Annotated in this window: 18 protein-coding genes and 2 tRNA genes; 6 read left to right on the forward strand and 14 right to left on the reverse strand. The window is 40.8% G+C overall.

What is annotated here, in order from left to right; all coding sequences use genetic code 11:
* Positions 1-138: 138 nt before the first annotated feature.
* Together cobT and Q0954_RS25195 are read right to left on the reverse strand one after the other, a co-directional pair.
* Positions 139-1209, reverse strand: a complete 1071-nt coding sequence (cobT, locus tag Q0954_RS25190) for a nicotinate-nucleotide--dimethylbenzimidazole phosphoribosyltransferase (RefSeq protein WP_299461706.1) — start codon at positions 1207-1209, stop codon at positions 139-141.
* Positions 1210-1305: 96 nt separating this feature from the next.
* Positions 1306-1680 (reverse strand): cysteine-rich CWC family protein, encoded by a 375-nt coding sequence (locus Q0954_RS25195; RefSeq protein ID WP_299461708.1) that lies wholly within the window; start codon positions 1678-1680, stop codon positions 1306-1308.
* Positions 1681-2183: 503 nt separating this feature from the next.
* On the opposite strand from Q0954_RS25195, the gene Q0954_RS25200 reads away from it, so the two are divergent.
* The gene (locus Q0954_RS25200; RefSeq protein ID WP_299461710.1) at positions 2184-2819 is read left to right on the forward strand and encodes a leucine-rich repeat domain-containing protein; all 636 of its coding nucleotides are present in this window, start codon (positions 2184-2186) and stop codon (positions 2817-2819) included.
* A gap of 106 nt (positions 2820-2925) precedes the next feature.
* Positions 2926-3534, forward strand: a complete 609-nt coding sequence (locus Q0954_RS25205; protein WP_299461711.1) for an ACP phosphodiesterase — start codon at positions 2926-2928, stop codon at positions 3532-3534.
* Between the two features lie 2 nt (positions 3535-3536).
* On the opposite strand, the gene Q0954_RS25210 is transcribed toward Q0954_RS25205, so the two are convergent.
* Complete coding sequence (locus Q0954_RS25210; RefSeq protein WP_299461713.1) at positions 3537-4487, reverse strand: hypothetical protein; 951 nt, start codon at positions 4485-4487, stop codon at positions 3537-3539.
* 85 nt (positions 4488-4572) lie between these two features.
* Positions 4573-4962, reverse strand: a complete 390-nt coding sequence (locus tag Q0954_RS25215) for a DUF3127 domain-containing protein (RefSeq protein WP_004156321.1) — start codon at positions 4960-4962, stop codon at positions 4573-4575.
* Between the two features lie 301 nt (positions 4963-5263).
* Between Q0954_RS25215 and Q0954_RS25220 the strand changes: the two genes are divergently transcribed.
* From Q0954_RS25220 to Q0954_RS25230, 3 genes are read left to right on the forward strand one after another with little or no spacing between them, the layout of a single operon-like run.
* Positions 5264-6598 carry a hypothetical protein gene (locus Q0954_RS25220; RefSeq protein ID WP_299461716.1) on the forward strand — a complete coding sequence of 445 codons (1335 nt, stop codon included), beginning with the start codon at positions 5264-5266 and terminating at the stop codon, positions 6596-6598.
* 11 nt (positions 6599-6609) lie between these two features.
* Entirely contained in the window at positions 6610-7560 is a 951-nt protein-coding gene (locus Q0954_RS25225; protein ID WP_299461718.1) for a hypothetical protein, read from the forward strand.
* Between the two features lie 18 nt (positions 7561-7578).
* Positions 7579-7887: a hypothetical protein gene (locus tag Q0954_RS25230; RefSeq protein ID WP_299461720.1), complete on the forward strand. Its 309-nt coding sequence runs from the start codon at positions 7579-7581 to the stop codon at positions 7885-7887.
* Positions 7888-7924: 37 nt separating this feature from the next.
* Here the strand turns inward: Q0954_RS25230 and Q0954_RS25235 are convergent, their stop codons facing one another.
* The 6 genes from Q0954_RS25235 to queA form a co-directional block, all read right to left on the reverse strand.
* Positions 7925-8173 carry a TM2 domain-containing protein gene (locus Q0954_RS25235; protein ID WP_299461722.1) on the reverse strand — a complete coding sequence of 83 codons (249 nt, stop codon included), beginning with the start codon at positions 8171-8173 and terminating at the stop codon, positions 7925-7927.
* Positions 8174-8332: 159 nt separating this feature from the next.
* Complete coding sequence (locus Q0954_RS25240) at positions 8333-10636, reverse strand: tetratricopeptide repeat-containing sensor histidine kinase (protein WP_299461724.1); 2304 nt, start codon at positions 10634-10636, stop codon at positions 8333-8335.
* Positions 10637-11101: 465 nt separating this feature from the next.
* Positions 11102-13447 (reverse strand): tetratricopeptide repeat-containing sensor histidine kinase, encoded by a 2346-nt coding sequence (locus tag Q0954_RS25245; RefSeq protein ID WP_299461726.1) that lies wholly within the window; start codon positions 13445-13447, stop codon positions 11102-11104.
* A gap of 92 nt (positions 13448-13539) precedes the next feature.
* Entirely contained in the window at positions 13540-15267 is a 1728-nt protein-coding gene (locus Q0954_RS25250) for a hypothetical protein (protein WP_299461728.1), read from the reverse strand.
* Between the two features lie 363 nt (positions 15268-15630).
* A complete protein-coding gene (locus Q0954_RS25255) occupies positions 15631-17262 on the reverse strand; it encodes an ankyrin repeat domain-containing protein (RefSeq protein WP_299461730.1) in 1632 nt (543 codons plus the stop codon).
* 357 nt (positions 17263-17619) lie between these two features.
* The gene (queA, locus tag Q0954_RS25260) at positions 17620-18672 is read right to left on the reverse strand and encodes a tRNA preQ1(34) S-adenosylmethionine ribosyltransferase-isomerase QueA (protein WP_004156338.1); all 1053 of its coding nucleotides are present in this window, start codon (positions 18670-18672) and stop codon (positions 17620-17622) included.
* A gap of 130 nt (positions 18673-18802) precedes the next feature.
* Here queA and Q0954_RS25265 point away from each other — a divergent pair, with 130 nt between their 5' ends.
* Positions 18803-20053 (forward strand): ABC transporter permease, encoded by a 1251-nt coding sequence (locus Q0954_RS25265; RefSeq protein WP_299461736.1) that lies wholly within the window; start codon positions 18803-18805, stop codon positions 20051-20053.
* Between the two features lie 195 nt (positions 20054-20248).
* Here Q0954_RS25265 and Q0954_RS25270 read toward each other — a convergent pair whose 3' ends face one another.
* The 4 genes from Q0954_RS25270 to Q0954_RS25285 all read right to left on the reverse strand — a co-directional run bounded on the left by Q0954_RS25270 (position 20249) and on the right by Q0954_RS25285 (position 22050).
* Entirely contained in the window at positions 20249-21112 is an 864-nt protein-coding gene (locus Q0954_RS25270; protein ID WP_299461732.1) for a glycerophosphodiester phosphodiesterase family protein, read from the reverse strand.
* Between the two features lie 8 nt (positions 21113-21120).
* Entirely contained in the window at positions 21121-21621 is a 501-nt protein-coding gene (locus Q0954_RS25275) for a hypothetical protein (protein ID WP_299461734.1), read from the reverse strand.
* A gap of 204 nt (positions 21622-21825) precedes the next feature.
* Positions 21826-21901, reverse strand: a tRNA-Lys gene (locus Q0954_RS25280).
* Between the two features lie 73 nt (positions 21902-21974).
* Positions 21975-22050 (reverse strand) — tRNA-Lys (locus Q0954_RS25285).
* Positions 22051-22190: the final 140 nt, after the last annotated feature.

Below are 22190 nucleotides of genomic sequence, written 5' to 3' on the forward strand. Positions count from 1 at the left end.
AATAAAAATAACGAAGTATCAAGGCGAAAAATCACCCCTCAGAGTGTAAATTTATTTTTGAACAATTCCTAAGCATTAAGCGACAAGTATTTGTTACTATTCAACAAATACTTGTCGCTTGTTACTTGAGACTTTCCTCTAACTCTGGCTTACACCTGCACTCTCAAACGATGCCATCTGATTGACAAATTGTATGGCAGACTGCAGCAGGGGATAAGCCACTGCACACCCGGTACCTTCGCCCAGGCGCATTTGTAGGTTGAGCAAGGGCGTAGCTTTCATAAACTCAAGCATTTTGGCGTGTCCCTGTTCGTCCGACTGATGACAAAACACACAATACTCTAGTACTTGAGGGTACAATGCCTGTGCTACCAATAATGCCGATGAAGCAATGAAACCATCTACCATCACCACCATTTTGTGTTCGGCAGCCTGCAAAAATGCTCCCACCATCTGAGCAATTTCAAAGCCCCCAAAGGTACTCAAGACCCACAACAAATGAGCTGCTCCTGCTTCGTAGGTAGTATCTATATCTTCGAGATGGTCGGCGTGGTGCTCAAGTGCTTCCTGCAAAACATGAAGTTTTTTCTGTATTCCTTCGTTGTCAAGCCCGGTACCTTTGCCCACGCATATTTCCAGATCAATTTTGGTAATGATGTGCATCAATGCTGCAGCTGGAGTAGTATTACCAATGCCCATTTCGCCAAAGCCTATTACATTGCAACCAGTTTGGTGTACTTTAGTAACTACCTTTGCCCCTTGGTCGATCGCTTGTACACACTGTTCGAGGGTCATGGCAGGGCTTGCCAAAAAACTTTCGGTACCTTCGGCTATCTTTTGGTCAAGCAATTGGGGATGTGCGTCAAACTGTCCTTTTACTCCAGCATCTATTACTTTGAGTGCTATGCCGTGTTGCTGACAAAACACGTTGATAGCAGCCCCGCCCGACAAAAAGTTGAGTACCATCTGGTAGGTCACTTCTTGTGGATATTTGCTTACCCCTTCATTGGCTATGCCATGGTCAGCGGCAAACACCAGCACATGCGGTTTTTGCAGTTGAGGTTCAAGGGTTTCTTGAATGGCAGCTATTTGGCAGGCAGTATTTTCTAATTGCCCCAAGGCGCCTACTGGTTTGGTTTTAAAGTCTATTTTATGTTGTATTTCTTTCAACACCTCAGTATTTACTGAGCAAATGTTAAACTCCTTCATGTAGTTTTATACTCTAGTTTCGCAAACAAATATAGTAGATTCGCATCAATTTGGGTGGGTTGAATATATACGTTGTTTTATTTTATGTTGCCTACCCTAACCATTGTTGGTTTCAATGGCTCTAAAACCATAAGCACAATGTGTACAGTTGGGCTGGTGACAGCACTGCCCCTGTTGCAAATGATACAGTTCGGTATACACTACCTGGTTGTCTTTTTTATAATAATGTAGTCCTTCTACCAATACTTCGCCCTGCTGGGGTAGAGGATGGCTTTGGGCAAAAGTGAGCATTTTGTCAATTTCGGCAAGGCAGTTTTTACAAAGGCAGTCATAGTAAGCGTTGGCGAGAAACTCATTGGTTCGAGCTTGTACTTTTACTTCATAGCATTGGCAATTGACTACATCACCTACTTTGCATTCAAACCCTGCTCCACACCTAGGGCATTGTTTCTGTTCGTGTTTTAGTTGCATAGGCATTTTTGCCAACAAGTTACACTTTAATTAGTAGCCAATAGTGAGTATAAGAAAATTTTTTTAGCGTATTTTTAGAACAGTTGTTCCAGGGAGTTTTTTAAGCATCCCCTTAGTAATGAAGGGAGAGAGACAAAAAATTAAGGCTTACTTTCTGGCAAACTTGTGGGTGTTTTGAAGTACAAAAAAAACGGGTAATATACATCATTGCTTGAGATTGAGGTAGTTTGTATCTTTAGCCTAAGAGCTTGTTTAAAATTCATTAATCAGGTCTTTTACGAGATTTTCCTGATTATATATTGTCAAATTTATCAGCAATAGCGCTGCTATTACTTCAAAATTTGACGCATCTAATCCGAAAACTCATCATAAAATCTCCTATGACCGAAAATTTAAACAAGCTCTAATTATTTGCCCCAGCTTGTGAGGGCGTTTTGTTGTACACAACAAATGATTGCTACTTTGCGTAAGAGGTGGGGGTACTTGCAAAATATAATCAAAACATGGGGCTACAAGACTTAGAAACATATCAAAAAATTATACAATTGTTTGACAGTGACGATGAAACAAATGTAGCCCTTGCCTGTGAGTTGATCAAAGGCTGTGGAATGCCGCCTGTCATTGTTCAAAAACTAAAAAGCAACCTTGAGGGTGGTTTGTACTTTTTTGCGAATTATGGTTTGGTACAACATTTTGCCCAAAGCAAGGCTTTAGACTTGAGCAGGTTAGGATTGGCTGTTTTGCCACCAGCTTTCGCTACGCTCAGCCAACTAGAGCATCTCAATCTGGCGTTTAACCAATTGGTAGAGCTACCAGAAACACTCGAACAATTAAACCAACTCAAGGTATTATTGTTACACTATAACAAGTTGGCCACTTTACCAATATCTTTAGGGGCTTTTCGGCAACTCGAAGAACTCACGCTTTGCTTTAATCGTTTGACCAATTTGCCAGCAAGTATTGCTCAACTCAACAGCTTGAGGGTGTTGCACTTGCATCACAACCAACTTAGTCAATTACCACTTGAGTTGAATAGTTTACCTCGGTTAGAAAAAATTACTTTATGGGGCAATGCTTTTAGTTTAGAAAACCAAGCCTTGTTGTCTGAAGTATTTGACCGGGTAGCATTGGTGTTTTAAGAGGACAATGCCCTAAATATTGGGCATACTACAACCCTCACTACTATATTCAAGTTTATAACAGAGAACAAGCATATACTTATTAGTAAACTTTAAACACTTTATTTTGAACTTTCTAGCACATACATTTTTATCGGGTAAGTCAGAAGAGATACTTATAGGAAACTTTATTGCAGATTTTTTAAAAGGAAATCAATTTGAGGATTACTCAGCTACTATTGTAGATGGTATTTTTTTGCATCGGAAGATAGACTCTTTTACCGACCAACACGAGGTCGTCAGGCAAAGTATTCAGCGGTTGCGTCAAGATTATGGCAAGTATTCGGGGGTGATTGTAGACATTTATTATGACCATTACCTGGCTATGAACTGGCACAAATACGCCAAGCGAAGCTTGCACGAGCACGCCCAGTATGTATACCGGGTACTGGAGAAAAATATTGATATTTTGCCCCCAAAAGTACAAGAAGTATTGCCCTATATGGTCAAGCAAAACTGGTTGGCAGGGTATGCAAACCTCGAAAATATAGGCAGGGCACTCACCAGGGTAAGCGAACGCATCAGCAAGCGTACACAGTATGACTCAAAAATTGAGTTGGCAATCAAAAACCTGGAAACGGGCTATCGTGAGTTTGAAAACGATTTTAATGTTTTCTTTCCTGATATGATTGTTTATATCAATGCATTTTTATCAAAAATTCATACCGAAGTCTAGGTCTACCTAAAACTGTTTTGAGGAACCCATCCACAGATATAAGGACTGACCTTTGGTGGAGTTATTTGATTGTTTTTTTGATCGTATCCTTCGTCCATTCCGTGCCTTAAACTTGTCTTTATCAGCTTGCTGTCAGGCAAAAATGCTACAAATGCCCATCCATTTTGTGTAGCCAGCACATAACCCTTAGCCCCTTTAGCGTATTTTGCTACCACATTGCCCCAAAGTGTTTTGGTGGCTTTATATTGGTGGTATTCCCCTTCTTTTATCTTTTTAGCAGGAGTGTCGTCTACTTGTGGGCTGTGCCTTGCCTGGCTCGCTTTAATGAGGGTAACTAGAGAGGGTTTACGGGCAATTTTTTTAGGCAACTTGCTTTGCGAAGCATAGTATAGTTTAGGGCTTGCTACATACGATTGTGAGGTGTGGTTGTATACAAATGTTTGGATAATTTCGGCTTCTTGTTCATCTATAATAAATACAGCCTGTTGTAAAAAAGTATGTGTATGTTTGTGTCTGATAAGCACAAATTGACCAGCGTTATCGTATGCATACTCAAATTTACCTTTGTTATTAAAGTAAAAATAGTAACCAGGGGTAGGACCAAAATAAGTGTTAAAAATAAGTACCAGGTCTACAGTTTTATCCTGATCAAAGTCGAGCACCCAATACAGGCGCTCTGCCATGTGCTCATCTTTATTTGGTTTGCCAAAAGTAGCTGGTTTATAGTATGTTGGAGACTTTAGATGTTTGTTGGTGAGTATACCTCTTACAATTTTTAATTGCTCGTTTTCAGATAATTTTGCCTCATACTTCCTCAATTTTTCTTTCATTTGTTGCGACCCTTTCTCGGAATAAGGGGTGTGTTTGAGGTGAAAGAAAGGCGTTTTTTGGGCAAAGACAGTAGAAATAATAAGACAAAAAGTGAGGGTAAGTAGGGGAGAGGTTGTTTTCATAATGATAAAAAAACAGGGTGATCAAATGAGGCTTTAGAGTAAACCATTGATCACCCTTGGTGAGTGTCAGCCAGAGGCCAAATATTTAGAACGGCAAGTCGTCTTGCTCGGTATCGTCAGATTTGAGGTTGAAAGTTTCTTCAAAGGGAGGAGGTTCAGGCATAGGTGTATTTGGGTTGTTACCAGCAGCAGGAGTACTTGCTTGATTAAGCGCATCAATTCTCCATGCCTTTACATCAGTATACCATTTACCATTATATTCCCGTGATTCTATATTGATAGAAGCTTTGATTTCATCGCCAAGATTAAACTGCTGCAGGCGGTCAATTTTGTCGCCCCACATAGTAATACAAACCGATTTAGGATACTGATCCATAGTTTCGATAACGAAACTTTGTTTTTTCCACTCTCCGTTGCGTCCTTGCCCGCTTTCTAAAGGCAATACCTGACGAAGTACTCCATTAATTTCTAGCATTGATTGTTTATATATATAAGCTTACTGTATAAATAAATACTTACAAAAGCACTCACCAGATGCCTTTTTATAGGCAACCTGTATTTGTTTTATAAGCATTTGTAACTAAACGCTAAGATAATTATTTTTTTTGTTTTTTGCAGCTACAAAGCAGTGAAGCTTTTATTTTGTTAAGGGGGATGGTGGAATTTGAGTAAGTGTTTGACTTTGTTGCTAACTTTTTTTGGTATAATTGAGTACTTATGCATAAAGTATCAATTGATTCGGCAAGTTTTTATCAATCTAACTAATTTAAAAAACTATGAGTAGTGTTTGGAGGCTTCGGAATAATATAAGCTGGTTTTTTGCATTGTATGTTGTTTTGGTTTGTCAAACCGCTATTGCACAGACCGAAGTAGACCCTATGAGCCATTTACAGTTTTTGGCGGGCAATAAGTGGGTAATCAAAGATAAAATGCAGCAATCGAGCAAAACAACCAACACAGGCGAAGTAGTATTTACCCTGGCGCTCGATAAAAGGATCATCAATTTTACCAAATATTATTATTTGGGTACCAACGACTTACGCCCTGGTACTAAAGGTACTTTAGCCCTGAATCCTTTTTTGGGTAAAGTAAAGCAGTTTACCTTTAGCGACGATGGGCAAACTACCGAAGGGGTGCTCTCTGAAGTTACCAAAAAAGGCTTTACCATTGAGTATGATAAGTTTTTGCCCGATGGACAAAAGGTAAAAGGGAAGGAAGTTTTTAAGAAAACAAGCAAAGATGTAATAGAAGTGGGGCGTTTTAGCTGGAACGGTAACCAGTGGCAAGCGGTGAGTACGTTTGTGTGGACGCGAAACAGCAAAAAAGTAGCGTACAATCCAGTAAACAAAACCACCAACACTAAAAAATACACCTTCAAAACCAGGGAATGGGCAGTCCCATTGAAATTTGCCGTCAATAAAAGATCTGAAGGGTTGGTTTTTAAACCTTATAGTTCAGATGTAAACGTGTATCGCCACTCTTATGCTTATACACTGGTAGGTAGCTTTAAAGTAAATAAAATGATTGTGTCGAAACTTCAGCTTAAACTGGAGTTATTTGACAAAGCAGATAAATTACTTTTTACCAAAAATTATAAAGCCATCAACTTCTTATCTCCCTCTTATCGCAGCGGTGACGATGTACCCATTAAAATTCTCAAATATGTAAGAAACCAACCTTTAGCAGCCATAGCCAAGGCAAAGCTAAGTGTACAAACCATAAGCAAAGTAGCAGCTCCAGCAAAATTTGAACCTTCAGAAAAGCTTGATTTTACCTGGGGCACCAGCCAACCCGCCAATGCTGCGATTGAAATAAGAGGCAGGCAAAACAGCGTATCGAAATCTTACAGAAAAGGTTTTCGGTCTTATAAATTTTTGATTGAAGTAAAAAACACTGGTAAATTGTTGTTCAAGGGTTTGATCTTGAGGTTTGAGTGGCTCAATGAACAAAATCAGGTGATATTTACTAAAAAATGCTATGTTGCCACCATTCTTAGTCCCCACATATTACCGGGTACTATGCGCCTTTATAGTAGCAGTGTGTTATTGTCTGATGCTAAGGTAAAAAATCCCGGACGCTATCGCATAGTTGTAGACTCAGTTACACTTTAACCCATTATACTATGGATGATTCTGATAAAATGATTGAGGCATACATCAGCAAGTTGTTTGAGGTGCAGCAAGCACGTGAAAACCAACCACTGACTGAGCAAGAGCTAAAAGAAGTGGCTTTGGGGGCTGGAATGACTGAAGCAGACTGGCAGGCAGCCCAAGAGGTGGCCGATGCTCATAATGCCAGGGCAGAAGGTTTTTTGACCTATCAAAACTGGACAGAAGCCATCAAAGAGTATGAGCAAACCTTGCGCATTCGCCCTCATCATCCGCAACCACTTGCAGGCATTGCCTATGCTTTCAAGCAACGCTGGCAGACTGGACAACAACCACAAGACCGCGAAAATGCGTTGGCTCACGCCCGAAAATGCTTACAAGTATCACCCGAAAACGCCCAATCGCTTATGATTGTGAGCCAGCTTGCCAATGAGCAATCATTGCCTCCTCGAAAAAGATGGTTAAAAACCCAGAAATTAATATTAATTTTCGGCCTGATGGCTTTTGGGGTAGGTGCCTGGATACTTTTTCAAAACGAAGAAATGACTCCCGCAAGGCAAGTGCCCAAGCCGATGACAACGTCTAAAAGTGGTGACCAGGCTTCTATAAAACCGATGCCTGATGGGTTGGTGGTAGTGCCATCCGCCAAGGCTAACTTACAAGTAGCAGAGGTAAAAAGTACCTTTAAAACCTTGTTTGGCAATCGCACCTCGCATCATGCCATGTGTAGCTTTAAAAATACCGGGCAAGATGCCATTACTGAGCTAAAGATAGCGGTGACTTGGTACCACAAAAATGGGAGCGCCATTGTGCAAAACAACTTTTATGTGCTTAAGCCAGGCGACTTGCCTTTGTCAGCAGGGGCTACTAAAGAATACCTCATCAAACAAAGTTTTCCGCAAGGAACCAGCCAGGAGGCATACCAATACTATAAAATAAAGGTTGCGCGGATAACACCCCATTGAATCAAAAAAACATAACTTATGAGTCATCAAGTAAATTGTCCTGACTGCAACTCAGGTAAAATATCGTTGCATGGGTTTGGCTACGAATCAAGGAATATCAACCCGCTTCAGTGTATGGATTGTGGCTTGGTATTTAGTGCAAAACAAGCCATTGTTACCCCACAGGCAGACGGCAACTTGCGTCGCCTCATTTATATGATGGGGCAGTTTAGCAAAGCCAAAGCCTATTATTTGCTGGGGCAACTTACCGGGCAAGGAAAAAAGGAAGGAAAAGAGTTGCTGGAAAATACCACCTTTGATGACATTAGAACAAAAGGAGAGCATTGACAGAAAAATTACATACTTTCTTTGTGGTAAGAGTATGCTATGCCTTGCCTACCATTAGTTGGGGGTTGTAACGTCGTTCAAATTCGCGGTGTGGCAGGACTATTAAGCCAATGCAGTCGACAACTGCTATGCTCAAAACAATGGGCAAACCAATGATGGTACAACTGGCGAGCAAGTAACTAACGCCCATACTTTTTTGACCTAAATAAAAACGGTGAATACCCAGTGTGCCTAAAGTGAGCGCAAGCCCTACGGCAATTATTTTTTGTTTTTTTTGCCCTATCATAGTTCTTAGTTCGAGTAGTGAAAACGGGTATTACAAGTATACAAATTTCGTTGCAAAATTGCTTGTCGCAAGCGATCAATGATTGACCATAAGTAATGAATGGATTTAAAACCCTCTGGTGGTACCACCAAAAAATGTCAAAAACCAGGCAATTGTCTATTAATCGGGTACTTCGAGCAGTTCTTTATACCTGGTTTCATTCCAGGAATATAAAGTATCTTCCAGTGCTTGTTTCCAGTGGGCAATGCCCCCCTCAGAGGCAGGCAGTTTTTTTAGCACTTTTTTTATTGCCGACACTTCGTATATTTCGTACTGCTTAAGCTCATTGGTTATCTCCCGAAGCACTGCTTCTTCCTGAGTATTGAGTTCCCAAGCTTTTACCTTTACAGTATCAGACTCTATCTGATCGGTTTGGTCAATGGTGGTGTTTGCCCCCGGTTGATCATCAGCTTTGGGCAGGGTAAGCCAAAAAGTGCTGCCTTTGTTCTCTTCTGATTGTACCCCTATTTGCCCTTGATGACTCTCTACCACTAGTTTGCAAAAGGTAAGTCCCAAGCCAGTAGAGCGGTTTTTGGGGTTTCGTTGGGTAAAGCGATCAAAAATAGCATCAATAAATTCGGGTGCTATGCCTGCTCCGGTATCGTGGATTAATATTTTATGAAAAGAAGCATCTTCTGACAAACTTTCCTGTGTTACGCTAATTTTACCTCCATTTGGGGTATACTTAATGGCGTTGTTAAACAAGTTGACAAACACCCTAACGATTAACTCTTCGTCTGCCTGTAGGCGCAGCCCTTGGGGAATATCAGACTCAAACACCACTCCTTTGTTGGCAAGCAACAAGTTTACCCTTTGGTGAGCGGTTTGTACGAGTTTGCTTAGGGGGTGAGGTTGAGCGTTGAGTTGTACCTCGGTTTCTTCAAAACGTTGTACGTCCAGTATATTCATTACCAAGTTGAGCATTTGTTTGCCCGATTGGTTAATATTTTGCTGAAAATGGGGCGAATACTCTCCTTCCGATAAACCTATAATAGTATTGAGAGGGTTCTTCAGGTCATGCACAATCATACCTGTCATACTTTGCTTAAACTTATCCAGGGCAATCAATTGTTTATTGGTTGCCTGTAGAGTCTCTGTCTGTAGCTCAATTTCTTCTTTTTGCTCAGTAATGGCAGCATTCTGCATCGACAGGGTTTCTTGTTGTTGTAATATTTCTTCTTGCTTTTGTTGCAATGCTTCGTTTTGGGTATTTACCTCCTCGTTGAGTTGCTGTAGCTGTTGAAAGCTCTTCTTTTTTTGACGATAAAGCCTGTATACCATATAAATAAACCCCAGTGTGATCAGCAAGGCAATGCTTACAAGCAGGTTAATGAGCCGTTGCTTGGCGATTTCATCTTCCTGCATTTGACTTTCCTGACGTAAAATTTTGTTTTCCTGTTCTTTTTTTTCGGTTTCATACAAGGTTTGCATTCTGGCCACTTGTTTGTTTTTATCCAGGTTAAACACCGAATCGTTGTGCGCCTTGAACTTTTGATGAAACTCCAGCGCTTTTTTATAGTTGAGTTTGGCCTCATAAGCCTTCGACAGCCCATTGTAAGCCTTGGCAATGTGGAACTTGGCTTTTATTTTTTTGGCTGTTGCCAACGATTTTTTGAAATGTTCAAGCGCCAAGTCATATTGTTGGGTTTCCAGGTAAATATCGCCAATGTTATGATAAGAAATCACCATGCCTTGGGCGTGTTTGATTTTCTCTCTGATTTTTAAAGCCTTTTTTTCATTCGCAATCGCCTTGTCATAATCTTTGAGGTAATACCACACCAACGAAATGTTGCTATAATCGCCACCAATTCCTAAAGCGTAATTGGTTTTTTGGTCTAGTTTTAGAGTTTCTTCAAAATACTCCAGTGCTTCTTTGTATCGATCAGTTTTTAGGTAAAGCAGCCCTATATTGTTGAGCGTATTGGCCACCATCCCTTCTTGTTTGAGCGCCTTCATGAGTTTAAGTGCCCTCAGTTGGTACTCAAAAGCTTTGTCATAATTTTTTAGGTTCTTGTGTACCACTCCAATATTACCCAACGAGGATGCAATGCCCCTTTGGTCGTTTATTTTCTCATATATTTTGAGTCCTTTCAGATGGTAGCTCAAGCCCTTCTCGAAGTCATTGGCGTGTTTGTAATATACCCCCAAACGATCATAACTGCGGGCAACTCCTTTGTCATAACCAATTCGCTGCGAAATATCCAGCGCTTTTTTACAGTGTTGGTATGCCTTTTCGGGATATTTGATAATATAGGTACGGATCAATTCAAGCAATATGTCTACCCGTTGTTTGTCGCTGAGTTTGGTATTGAGCAAACGGTTCAGGCTATCTGCTTTTGCATTTTTGGGTTGGGCATAAGCCACCTGCGAAAAGCTCAGCAGACTCCACAAACAATAAGCGATGATCAGGTGAAATTTATGCATATCTTTTATTTAGTTCGTTGGCAGTGATTAGAGTATGTTTAAAAATCATAATCTGGGCTAAAAAAGTGTCCCCGAATACAAGTTCGGGACTTACAGTTTTTACGCGCTGACTTCGTTAATTTTTGCGTCAATAGCTAAAGCTATTCACTTAAAAATATATCTCGCCAGCACAAAAAACTCATCATTTTTAACTCCGAAGACACGCTTTAAACATACTCTTAGGAATGGTGTAAAAATAAATTTCTATAGTTTAATAAAATATTTTGTTGCTAGACGAGGCAAAAAATCGGCTAATAGCATCGCTATTCGGCTATTTTTTAACAACGTATAGCCTCAAAAGATGAGGTTAAGAATGTAAATTTATTTTGGTACCATTCCTTAGGTCCAGCGTTTTTGTTTATTATTTATTTTGTTAATCCATTCAAGGGTAAATTTGAGTTTGTTTGATTACCCTCTGGCGATTGATTAAACCAAGGCCAACAATTCTTTAAATCGGACTTCATTCCAAGAATAGAGCGTATTCTCCAATTCTTTTTTCCATTGTTGTATTGCCTCATTGTCTTTGGGCAATTGCCCTAAAATATTTTTAATGGCGGTAAGTTCATATATTTCCATTTTTTGCAATTGGTGGACATAAGGCAGTAAAACCGCCTTTTCCTGTAAATTAAAGCCGCCGTTTTTTCTCCGGGAACCTTCGGGAGGAGCTGCTGCCAATCCTTGCCGATAAATTAAAGAGTCGCTTGGGATGGCAGTTTTGGGCAATGTAAACCAAAATGTGCTCCCTTTGCCCTCTTCCGATCGTACCCCTATTTCTCCCGTATGGGCTTCTATTACTTGTTTGCAAAAGGTAAGCCCCAGCCCCGAAGAGTGTACCCTTTGCGCGGGCGAAGTTTGCCGGCTAAATTTATTAAATACCTGAGCAATAAAATGAGCCGCAATGCCTTTACCCGTATCATTTACCAGTATTTTCTGAAAGTTACTGCCTGGCACATCTTCCAGAGTGACGGTGATTTTACCTTGTGTCGGTGTGTATTTAATGGCGTTGTTAAATAAGTTGACAAACACCCTCACAATGAGTGCTTCATCTGCTTTTACGGCTAAGTTTTCGGGTACATCTTGTCTAAACAAAATTCCTTTTTCGGCCAGTGACAAACTCACCTGTTCGTGGGCTTGTTGAACAACCTGTTTGAGCAATTGTGGTTGAAGGTTCAGCTGTATTTGTGCTTCTTCGAAGCGCTGCACATCCAATATATTCATTACCAGGTGTAGCATGCGTATGCCCGATTGGTGGATGGTTTTTTGAAACTGAGGCGAATATTTCTTGCCCGATAACCCAATAATGGCATTCAAAGGGTTTTTGAGGTCGTGTACGATCATACCCGTCATGCGTTGTTTAAACTCATCCAGCATGAGCAGACGCTCGTTGGTAGCGCGCAGTTCTTCTGTCTGTTGTACAATTTCTTTTTTTCTCTCATTTATCTCCTGGTTGTGTTTTGCCAGGGTTTGGTTAAACTTGATTTGCCTTTGTCTGCTTCGGAAAATATATACAATGATAACAATCAACAACAAAGCTATAATGGCTGAGGTATAGAGCAAAGTATTTTGCTGTTTAAGGGCAAGATTTTTATTATGAATCTCCAACTGTTTTTGGGCAAGCATTTGTTGACTTAGTGCTCGTTCTTTGTCCATTTGAAACGACAGTTGCATGCTCGAAAACTCTTGGTTTTTGTGTTGGTTATACAAACTATCACGCACCTCTATATAGCGCCCCTGATAATAAAGTGCTTTGCTGGCTTCTTGTTGGTTTTTATGAATATGGTACAAGCCTAATAGTGACAACACCCATAACTCGCCCGTTTTGCGTTTTTTTGCATCAGCCAAAGTGAAAACCAGTATTTCTTCGGCGCGACTGTATTGTTTGGCCGATGCCAATGCATAGCCCAGGTGAGTGTTAAATAAAGTTTCCAGGTAACGGGCTTTAATTTTCCCAAAGCCCTGCGTTACTTTTTCTAATATGGCGATGGCCTCTTTATATTTACGCTGTTTTTCGTATACCAACCCTCGCACCCCAATTGCCCAAAGTTCGGCAATGGGTTTGTTTATCTTGCGGCTCAACAACTCCGACTTACGACTTAGCCTAAGGGCTAGTTTAAAATCATTTTTTTTATAATACCCGTAAGCAATATCGCCCAACACCAAGGCATATTTATCTTGATTATTGTGATTTTTATAAATGTTCAAGGACTTAAAGTTATAATCCATTGCCTTGCTATACACTCCCAGTTCGCCATAAGTAATAGCAATAGAGTTATACACCCTGGCTTTACCTGTCTCATTGTTAGTGGCTTCAAACACGTCCATTCCTTTAAACAACAACCGCAAAGACTCGGTGTAATTTGCTTGCCGACGATGAATGATGCCCATAGATACATAGATATTGGCTACTTCTAGTATTCTGTCCAGTTTTTTAAACGCTTCTATAGCATGTTCATAGTTTTTCTTGCACAATGCAAAGTCATTTTTCTGTCGGTAGAGCAAGCCCAGCATTTTATAAGATTGGGCTGTTTTGAGCGACAAGCGATGTTTTTGACTCAGTTCCAATGCTTGTTTGCTGTATACAAGCGCCTCTTGATGGTTGTGGTGCAGTTTATTTTCGGCTATTTTCAGCAATAGTTTGATGTGTGTTTTGGGTACTTTGGGAGAAGCCTCCAGCAACTGCATGAGGCTATCAATGGCTGTATTTTGTGCAAACAACGGTGGTACAATGACGATACATTGCAGAAAAAGCAATATGCCTGTAAAAAACTTCATTAATGAGAACACTTACTATAAAAGCAAAAAAAACTAATTTTGTACTTTTAATATAGTCAAAAAAAATGAAAATCTCCACCTTCGCAAGCGATCTAAAAATCGAGCATCTTTTTTAGCGACACCTCAGCTTCTGGCGCCTGGTCATAAAACACATAAAAACTATCAAATATAGGGTATACCTCCTTATAAGTTTCTACATCGTCTTTATGAATCAGGTGGTAATCGGTTTCCAGCATATTTAAATAATCGTCATACATTTGTCTGTAACGCCTGATGAAGGCTAAATCAAAGCTTTGATGCAGTAAAGCATCATTGAATTTTTTTTGCAAAAACTGGCTATAAGGCAAAAAATCCATTTTATAAAAAATAAGCATTTGCCCCAGCATATATTTCTTAAAAGAGTTAGACAATTTTTCGGCTTGTGTCCAGGCAAAATCACCTTCCATCACCTGGCAATAATGCTGCACTACTACATTGCGTACATGGTGTACCAATGCTACATTGCTTAGTGGTGTGTCAAGACTCAATCCTAGTTTTTGATGGGTAAAATCCTGAATGCTCCATAAGCCCTGCTGAGCAAATATTTCACGGTTGCTGGTATACCAATGGGTAAAAACTCCTGCGTTGTTCTTCATGGATTGCAGGTTGTGCTTTGTCCAGCGAAAATCTCCCACAAAAAAAGCCTCATACTTTGCTTTAAAAGCTTCCAACACTGGTCGATCTTCCTTCGCAATCAAATACTTATAGTGTGAATCGTCACCCAGCAAGCAATACTGCACATTGGCTGCCCATAGTTCATTCAGCGAAATATCTGGATGTTTTTTTAAAATTGCCTGGTACAAAGGGTAAATTTTTCTTTTGGAAAAATCGTATTGTACCCCATCTTGCACCAACGCGTGTACAAAACACATATCGGCTATTACCAAAGTCAACGCCTCGGAGAGCATCCGGTAGATGACATACACCTTGTCGTACAACGGGGCATCTTTGCCGCTGTATATCAGGTCGGGCAATACAAAATGGCACAAGTCGTGAACAAAAAAAGTAATCTCGTGAACTTCATCTTTTTTAGGCACCAGTGGAATGCCTGCGTTTAAGCCAGGTGCCCAGTAGTTTTTTTGACGGCGGTTTTTTGCCGAACGAAAAAAACCACCATTGTTGAGTGCATAGTCAAACAAGTATGTCAGTTTATTTGCCTTTACTGTGGGTGAGTTGATCAAGGGGTGGGTGGCTACCAATTTAAAAATAGCTTCCGAAAACTCAATGGCTTGCTTTTGCTCCAGTGCATTGAAGTTTAAATTGATGCCTTGGCTATAGTACAAAAACTGCAGGGCAAACTTAGCCAATACTTCTTGTCGCCCATGGTTTTTCATTCCACGTTGCTTGAGCTGTTGATATGACAAACCCAATGGACGGAGCACAAAAACATCGTCCCAGCCATAGCGTTTTTTATCCGGAACTTTTGCCGAATAATCAATTACTCCCCGGTGAGGCGTAGCACTGATGGTAGCCACTTTTTTATCCTTCCCAAAATAGTAAAGAGTAGTGGTCGCATAGACCAACATTCCATCAGTTTGTGCATCAATCTTGCCCAAGGGCTTTTGGTCGCTTTCGCGGAATAGCTGGGTTTCGTCAAACAATACATTCAACACCTTGTGGTCGTTTTGCAACAAATGCACATAGGCAGTCATAAGCCCGGCGGCATTTTCAAAATATTCAAAGTCGTTTTGCATCACCACTTTAATGTTATAGTAAGCAAAAAAACGTTGGTATTCTCTGTATTTCCACCTATTGCGCGTAAGCAAGTAGATTTTTTTCATACATTTTTAGGTTTTAAGGGCTTTGTCATGCCTTGTAGTCAAAAGACTGATGTTGGTTCGTTTGGAGAGCTAATCGACTTAAGTCAGCGTGTGGTGAAGGTTACCTTTTAAGTAAAACTACAAAAATAACCTAATCCATTGAACTTCGTCTCTGACCGTTGTACTTCTTCAAAAAATAGTTCCGTAGCCAAGGCTACGCAAAGATTAGCTGACGCAGAGCTCGGCACAGTAAACTGTAGCCTCGGTTTTTTTCATCGTCCAACAAACAGATACTGCCTTCTTTTGGATTACTTTATTTTTTCCATTTTACTAAGTAAATTTAATGAAAAAAACGCAGGCGATATTTTAACCGACAAGTAAAAATTATGTTTGGGCACCTTTGGCTCCCATATTGGTCAAAAAAACCTCAAAATCATAATGATTATTTAAATCATACAAGGCTTGTCCAGCTTGGTTAGGTGTGTTTATATTTATGCCCAACTCCTCTACAAAAAAACGAACCGTTGCCTTACACTTGGCTGCATGACAACCTTGGTAACTAATGAGGTGAATAGGTAAGTTGCCGTTGTGATCAGCAATTACTGGACAGCCATGTTTTACCAATGCCCTGGCAGCGTCTATGTGGTGTCCCCAGGCGATTTTATGCAATGCGTTTTGCCCACGATCGTCTACCCTGGTTATATCTGCTCCGGCAGCCACCAACAGCTCTACTGCCTGGGCACTGCGCACATTGTAAAAAGCACTGTAATGAATGTTGCCATTAGGGTTGGCACCCTTGTCGAGCAACAAGCGGGCAATAGGCAAATTATCTTTCAGAATAGCATCTAGCAGCAAATTACCCAACTTGTGAGATTGGTGGTTGCCGTAGCCCTCTTGCAAAGCGCGAATCACCAGTTCGTTGAAACCTCTTTGTACAAAAGCTTTTAATACAAAAGGGTCATGTATATTGGCACCAGCTTCTACCAGATAATGTACAATGTCATCGCGGCGAATTTGGGCTGCAGCAGACAAAGGTGATATCCGGCCTTCATTATGAGTGTGAATGTCTGCCCCTGCATTTACCAAAAGCTTGACAGTAGGCAGGCGTGCTTCTGGATTGTTCATTAAATAATATACCAAGGGGGTAGATCCATAATTGGTGCGGTATTCAAGAGGGGCTCCTTCGTCAATGAGCCGTTTAACTACCTCTTTTCGATTTTGTAACTCATCGTGGTAATCGCCTGAGGGAGGCTCCAGGGCTATATGCAAAATAGATAAATTTTCGGCGTTGCGTCCAAAGCCAGTATCCATTCTGCCGTCGATTCCATGCTCGGTAATGAAGTCGGCAAGTTTAAAGCCTTGATTACGCCTCAAAAACTCAATCAAATTGTTCTGGGGCAGGTTTACACTGTCTTCCAGACGTTGACTGGCCTCTTTTTCGAGCGGTTGTATACCTTCCATTTTTATGTTGACTCCATTCATCAACATTTCAATCAATGCAGCACGTTGTGAGGCTTGGCGGGTAGGGTCTATTGACAAACCCGACAAGTTGAGGTCGAGCAAATGTGGCAAATTGGTCAAAGGTGTGATATCAGTTACACCAGTGTATGCTATATTAAGATGGGTAAGTTCAGGCAGGTTGGCCAAAGGATGCAGGTCTTGTATGGTTTGACAATGGGCTAATGCCAACAGTTTGAGCCGAGGTTTATTACGCAAGGGTTCCAAAGACTGTATTGGATTGTCTATCAACCACATCTCTTCCAGGTTTTTCAACGCCATCAATGGGGCAAGGTCTGTGATTGCGTTGCTGTCCAGCATCAATACCCTGAGGTTGCGGCAAAGCTCAAGCCCTGATAGGTCTACTATTTTATCCCATCCAATAAGATGGGCATCGGGACGGTCATAGTTCCATTCCAGTTCGGTAATGTAAGCTAGTTTTTCGGGAATCACTGTATCGGAGGTATGTTCTTGCAGGGCTTGGAGGAGGCTTTCGTCAGGGATATATAATACTTCCATGAGATAGAAAAGTTGGTGAACATTTGTCAGTTATAATACAAAATATACTGTACCAAGCAGTATTCCAAATATCAATAAGCCAGCCTGCTCACAAAGCTATATTTCTTACAAACTTTGCTAAAGACCTTTTACCTTTGGGTTGAACAGGTGCCTAAATACCCACTAAAAAACGCTTTTATCTTGGGCAAGTCGTGGTTAAAATAAGGTGAAAACTTGTCTAAACTGGCTGTATTAATAATGACCGAACGGCTGATAGCTAAAAAAGTTGCAAATAAGTGTTTTTTATGAGGTCCACTTAAGCCAAAAAAAGCTGCTCCATTACTGAAGCAGCTTTTTTTTGATTAGAAATATTCAATCTTATAAAATCAACATGGCATCACCATAGCTAAAGAAACGATATTTTTCTTTTACAGCTACCTGATAAGCATCCATGATGAGCTCATAACCACCAAAGGCACAGGCTGTCATCAGCAAAGTAGACTCTGGCAAGTGGAAGTTAGTCACCAATGCATTAGGTATTTTAAACTCGTAAGGTGGGAAGATAAACTTATCAGACCATCCTGCGTTTTCTTTCAGCAAACTATTGGCAGACACTGATGATTCCAGGGCTTTTACCACTGTAGTACCTATAGCACATACTCGTTTTTTGTTTGCCAAAGCATCATTCACCTTGTCAGTAGTGTTGGCGGGTACGCTAAAGTTTTCTGAGTCGGCTTTGTGTTTCGTGAGGTCTTCTACGTCTACATCTCTGAAGGTACCCAAGCCTATGTGTAAGGTCACCGGGGTCATATCTATGCCTTTCAGTTCCAAACGTTTAATCAATTGCTTGGTAAAGTGCAGACCAGCAGTGGGTGCAGCTACCGCCCCTACATGCTCGGCAAAAATCGTTTGAAAACGCTCTCTGTCGTGGGCATCGGTTTTACGTTGTTGGTAAATATGTTTGGGAAGTGGGGTTTCGCCCAGTTCGTCAATCAGCTGGTAAAACTCTTCGTCAGAACGATCAGTCAAAAAACGAATAGTTCGTCCGCGTGAAGTAGTATTATCTATCACTTCTGCCACCAATTCGCCATTGCCAAAAAACAGCTTATTGCCTACCCTTATTTTACGGGCGGGGTCTACCAATACATCCCACAAATGGGCTTCCTGGTTGAGTTCTCTCAACAGAAATACTTCAATCTGTGCGCCGGTTTTTTCTTTGCTACCAAATAGGCGAGCCGGAAAAACTTTGGTATCATTCACTACAAATACATCTCCCTCATCAAAGTAGTCCACAATGTCTTTGAAAACCTTGTGTTCTATCTTACCAGAATCACGGTGTATGACCATTAAACGTGACTCATCGCGGTTATCCGTCGGATGCAAAGCCAGTAAATCAGTGGGAAAGTCAAATTTAAACTCTGACAGTTTCATAAAAAGGCTTAAATATTTTAACTCCTGAACATCTTATTTAAATAAATATGCAAACATACACAAATGTTTGAAAAGATACTTATATTTGGAATTATAAATATAACCATGTGACCATTAAATTATGAGATTGATGCTATTTTTCAGGTTGATTCTGGAAAGTTTCAGCTTTGCCTTACAAGCCCTCCGATCTAATCTCCTCCGTACCACACTCTCTCTATTAGGAGTAAGCATTGGTATTTTTGCCATTATCACTGTTTTCACGGTAGTAGATGCCTTAGAGCGAAAAATAAGAGACGATATGTCGTTTATAGGCGACAATGTAATGTATATTCAAAAATTTCCCTGGCAATTTGGCGGTGGAGCCTATCCCTGGTGGCGTTATTTTCGTCGTCCTTCTAATACTGTGGATGAATTTCGCTATTTGGAAAAAAACCTTCAGGAAGCCCAAGCCATTGCACTCATTGCAGGCAGGGGAGGCAATACCATCAAATACCGTAGCAATAGCCTTACCGCAGTCAATGTACGTGGGGTGTCTTTTCGCTATTCTGACGTATCAGAGATTCCGGTAGACAATGGGCGTTATTTTTCTCGGCAAGAGGTAAACAGAGCCAATAATGTGGCGTTGATAGGTGCCACCATTGCCGAGTCGTTATTTACCAATGAAGATCCTATTGGTAAAAAAATAAAAGTGAAGGGACGTCCCTTTCAAGTAGTAGGGGTGATGAAAAAGGAGGGAAGCAGCATTTTTGGTTCTACCTCGCGTGACGAGCAAATCATTATACCTTATGGTTCTTTTGGTAAATTGTACCTGGTAGGACGCAAGGGTATTGAGCCCACCATTGCCCTCAAGGGAAAAGACAATGACGAAGGCTTGCTCAAGCTTGAAAGCAACGTCAGGGGTGTCTTACGCACCAAGAGAGGACTCAAACCCTATCAGGAGGATAATTTTGCCTTAAATCGTACTGAGGCATTTGCCGATGCAGTATCTTCGTTGTTTAGTGTGTTGCATTTTGCCGGGTGGATCATTGGTGGGTTCTCTATTTTGGTAGGCGCCTTTGGTATCGCCAATATTATGTTTGTTTCGGTAAAAGAGCGCACCAATATTATAGGTATACAAAAATCTTTAGGTGCCAAAACCTATTTTATACTTTTCCAGTTTTTGTTCGAAGCCGTTTTTCTGAGTATGATTGGTGGGGCATTGGGGCTCTTGTTGGTATACCTGATCACTTTTATCCCCTTGGGTAGCATCCACATGACACTCACTGCGGGTAACATCATTTTAGGTTTGAGTGTATCATCTATTGTGGGTACTTTTGCCGGAATCATTCCTGCGTTAATGGCATCCCGCCTCAATCCTGTGATTGCTATCCGAGCTTCTTAGCTTTTATCCAAAACGTTGTCCTGTTTTTTTATCAAGCACTCTATTGTCTCACTTATACAATGAAGTCGTAATTACCCCTTAATTGACGTAAGTTACGGTTATACACTTACAGGCTTTGATTGTCAAAAGTTTGACTATTTTTTGAACTTGAATAGTAGTCACTTGAAGCTTACGACTTGTACCTTGCAACTTGAATTAATTACACACCTGCCTTGCTTTGCCCGGATAATTGGTAATAATACCGTCTACCCCCATATTCATCAGCCGACGTATATCCTTGGGTTGGTTTACTGTCCACACAATTACTTGTTGATTTTGCGCATGTAGCTTTTCAATTACCCGTTGGGTGGTGAACCAATACATGAGGTTCACTGACTGTACATTTGCGTATTGATATACACTGCCACTACTCAGCTTTTTGTTAACGTGATAAGGTAGAAATAAAGGCAGGTTGCCCACCACTAGTTGATGTTTACGCAAGGGAGATTTAAGCTTGTGCAAGTTTTTAATCACCTGTGTATCGAACGATTGTACAATACACCAGTCATTGGCCTGGTGTTGGGCTATCAGCGTATTTATCTTGCGGGCAATACCTCTGCCACTTTGTTTTACCTCTATCAGCAGCTGTGCTTTGCCTTGTACTGCCGTAAGTACCTCAGTAAGGGTAGGTATTTTTTCGCCCACAAACGCAGCGCCAAACCAACCGCCTGCATCAAGCTTTTTTAGTTGAGTTAAGGTAAGTGTTTCTACCTTGCCTTGACCATTGGTGGTGCGGTTTACGCTGGCATCGTGTATGACTACTATGTGTTCATCTTTAGATAAAAACACATCTACTTCTATCATGTCGGCTTTTTGTTTGAGCGCCAACTCTATGGCAGCCAAAGTATTTTCGGGAGCCTCGCCCGATGCTCCCCGGTGGGCAATGATCAGAGGCTTGGTTGGTGAACTATTTTTGTAGGAACGAAACTTATCTTTAAAGTAAAAGTCGCCACTGAGTATTACCAACAAAGCCAATAAAAAAAGGAGACACAATATTTTAAACAACAAAGTACTAGACATACAAGCGCTTATTTGACAGGTTTACCAGTAGCAAGCTCTAGCACAAAATCTTCCCAACCACTAGGGGGTGACCACTCTCCGGAACCATACATTTTCTCGCCTTGAAACTCATGAATCATTACCCCGTCTGTACCTAGTTCCCCATTGTGCCAATGCACGTCTCCCTGGGGGCTTACACAATGTACTCCTGAGCTATCGGTGATATAAAACAGTCCGTTTTTTTGGTAAATGTTGCCAAAGTATTGATTGAGTGGCAAGGTTAAAATGTGTTGCTGGCGGGCAATATCAAACAAGTAAAAGTTGCATTGATGCCCTACAGCTAAGATATTGTCTTGCAAGAGCGCTTTTTTGAAAGGACCACAAGGCTCTTTAAACTTAATTTCATAAAGCGCCTCTTTTATAAGTAAATATGTGGTATGAGTATAGGTTTTAGACTCATCGCCTGAGATAAGCGTAGCAGCACGTGGATTGTTGTAATCAGCAGGAGGATCAAAAAATGTGTAGTTCATTATACAAAATATAAGTTCGTGAATATTTTGGGCAGAAAATAGTTTTTTTTAGGAAGAACGACGCATAGATGTATGGTTTTATTCAAAACAACATTTTAAAAACTTCCAAAAATGGGAAAAAGGGTGGTTTTTGAAAGTAAGTTAACCTGGTAGCCAGCAAAACAACAAAACCCCAATACCTGAGGCGATATTGAGGTTTTATTTTGGTGATTCCTCTGGGGTTCGAACCCAGGATCGTCTCCTTAAAAGGGAGATGCTCTACCAACTGAGCTAAAGAATCAATGCTTTATATAGTTACCAAATGGTATGATCAAGAAAAAAACACTTGCTGCTTTTGCAAGTAGGTTTTATTTTGGTGATTCCTCTGGGGCTCGAACCCAGGACCCTCTCCTTAAAAGGGAGATGCTCTACCAACTGAGCTAAAGAATCAATACTTTATATAGTTACCAAATGGTATGATCAAGAAAAAAACACTTGCTGCTTTTGCAAGTAGGTTTTATTTTGGTGATTCCTCTGGGGCTCGAACCCAGGACCCTCTCCTTAAAAGGGAGATGCTCTACCAACTGAGC

Origin of the sequence: uncultured Microscilla sp., from assembly GCF_947493425.1 — a bacterium.
Classification (GTDB): domain Bacteria; phylum Bacteroidota; class Bacteroidia; order Cytophagales; family Microscillaceae; genus Microscilla.

Coding starts and splice junctions, on each gene's coding strand:
- Q0954_RS25200 (WP_299461710.1), top strand. CDS start 2,184: ATGGGGCTACAAGACTTAGAAACATATCAAAAAATTATACAATTGTTT.
- Q0954_RS25250 (WP_299461728.1), bottom strand. CDS start 15,267: ATGAAAAAAATCTACTTGCTTACGCGCAATAGGTGGAAATACAGAGAA.
- Q0954_RS25245 (WP_299461726.1), bottom strand. CDS start 13,447: ATGAAGTTTTTTACAGGCATATTGCTTTTTCTGCAATGTATCGTCATT.
- Q0954_RS25265 (WP_299461736.1), top strand. CDS start 18,803: ATGCTATTTTTCAGGTTGATTCTGGAAAGTTTCAGCTTTGCCTTACAA.
- queA (WP_004156338.1), bottom strand. CDS start 18,672: ATGAAACTGTCAGAGTTTAAATTTGACTTTCCCACTGATTTACTGGCT.
- Q0954_RS25195 (WP_299461708.1), bottom strand. CDS start 1,680: ATGCAACTAAAACACGAACAGAAACAATGCCCTAGGTGTGGAGCAGGG.
- Q0954_RS25215 (WP_004156321.1), bottom strand. CDS start 4,962: ATGCTAGAAATTAATGGAGTACTTCGTCAGGTATTGCCTTTAGAAAGC.
- Q0954_RS25230 (WP_299461720.1), top strand. CDS start 7,579: ATGAGTCATCAAGTAAATTGTCCTGACTGCAACTCAGGTAAAATATCG.
- Q0954_RS25235 (WP_299461722.1), bottom strand. CDS start 8,173: ATGATAGGGCAAAAAAAACAAAAAATAATTGCCGTAGGGCTTGCGCTC.
- Q0954_RS25240 (WP_299461724.1), bottom strand. CDS start 10,636: ATGCATAAATTTCACCTGATCATCGCTTATTGTTTGTGGAGTCTGCTG.
- Q0954_RS25270 (WP_299461732.1), bottom strand. CDS start 21,112: ATGTCTAGTACTTTGTTGTTTAAAATATTGTGTCTCCTTTTTTTATTG.
- Q0954_RS25210 (WP_299461713.1), bottom strand. CDS start 4,487: ATGAAAACAACCTCTCCCCTACTTACCCTCACTTTTTGTCTTATTATT.
- Q0954_RS25225 (WP_299461718.1), top strand. CDS start 6,610: ATGGATGATTCTGATAAAATGATTGAGGCATACATCAGCAAGTTGTTT.
- cobT (WP_299461706.1), bottom strand. CDS start 1,209: ATGAAGGAGTTTAACATTTGCTCAGTAAATACTGAGGTGTTGAAAGAA.
- Q0954_RS25255 (WP_299461730.1), bottom strand. CDS start 17,262: ATGGAAGTATTATATATCCCTGACGAAAGCCTCCTCCAAGCCCTGCAA.
- Q0954_RS25275 (WP_299461734.1), bottom strand. CDS start 21,621: ATGAACTACACATTTTTTGATCCTCCTGCTGATTACAACAATCCACGT.
- Q0954_RS25220 (WP_299461716.1), top strand. CDS start 5,264: ATGAGTAGTGTTTGGAGGCTTCGGAATAATATAAGCTGGTTTTTTGCA.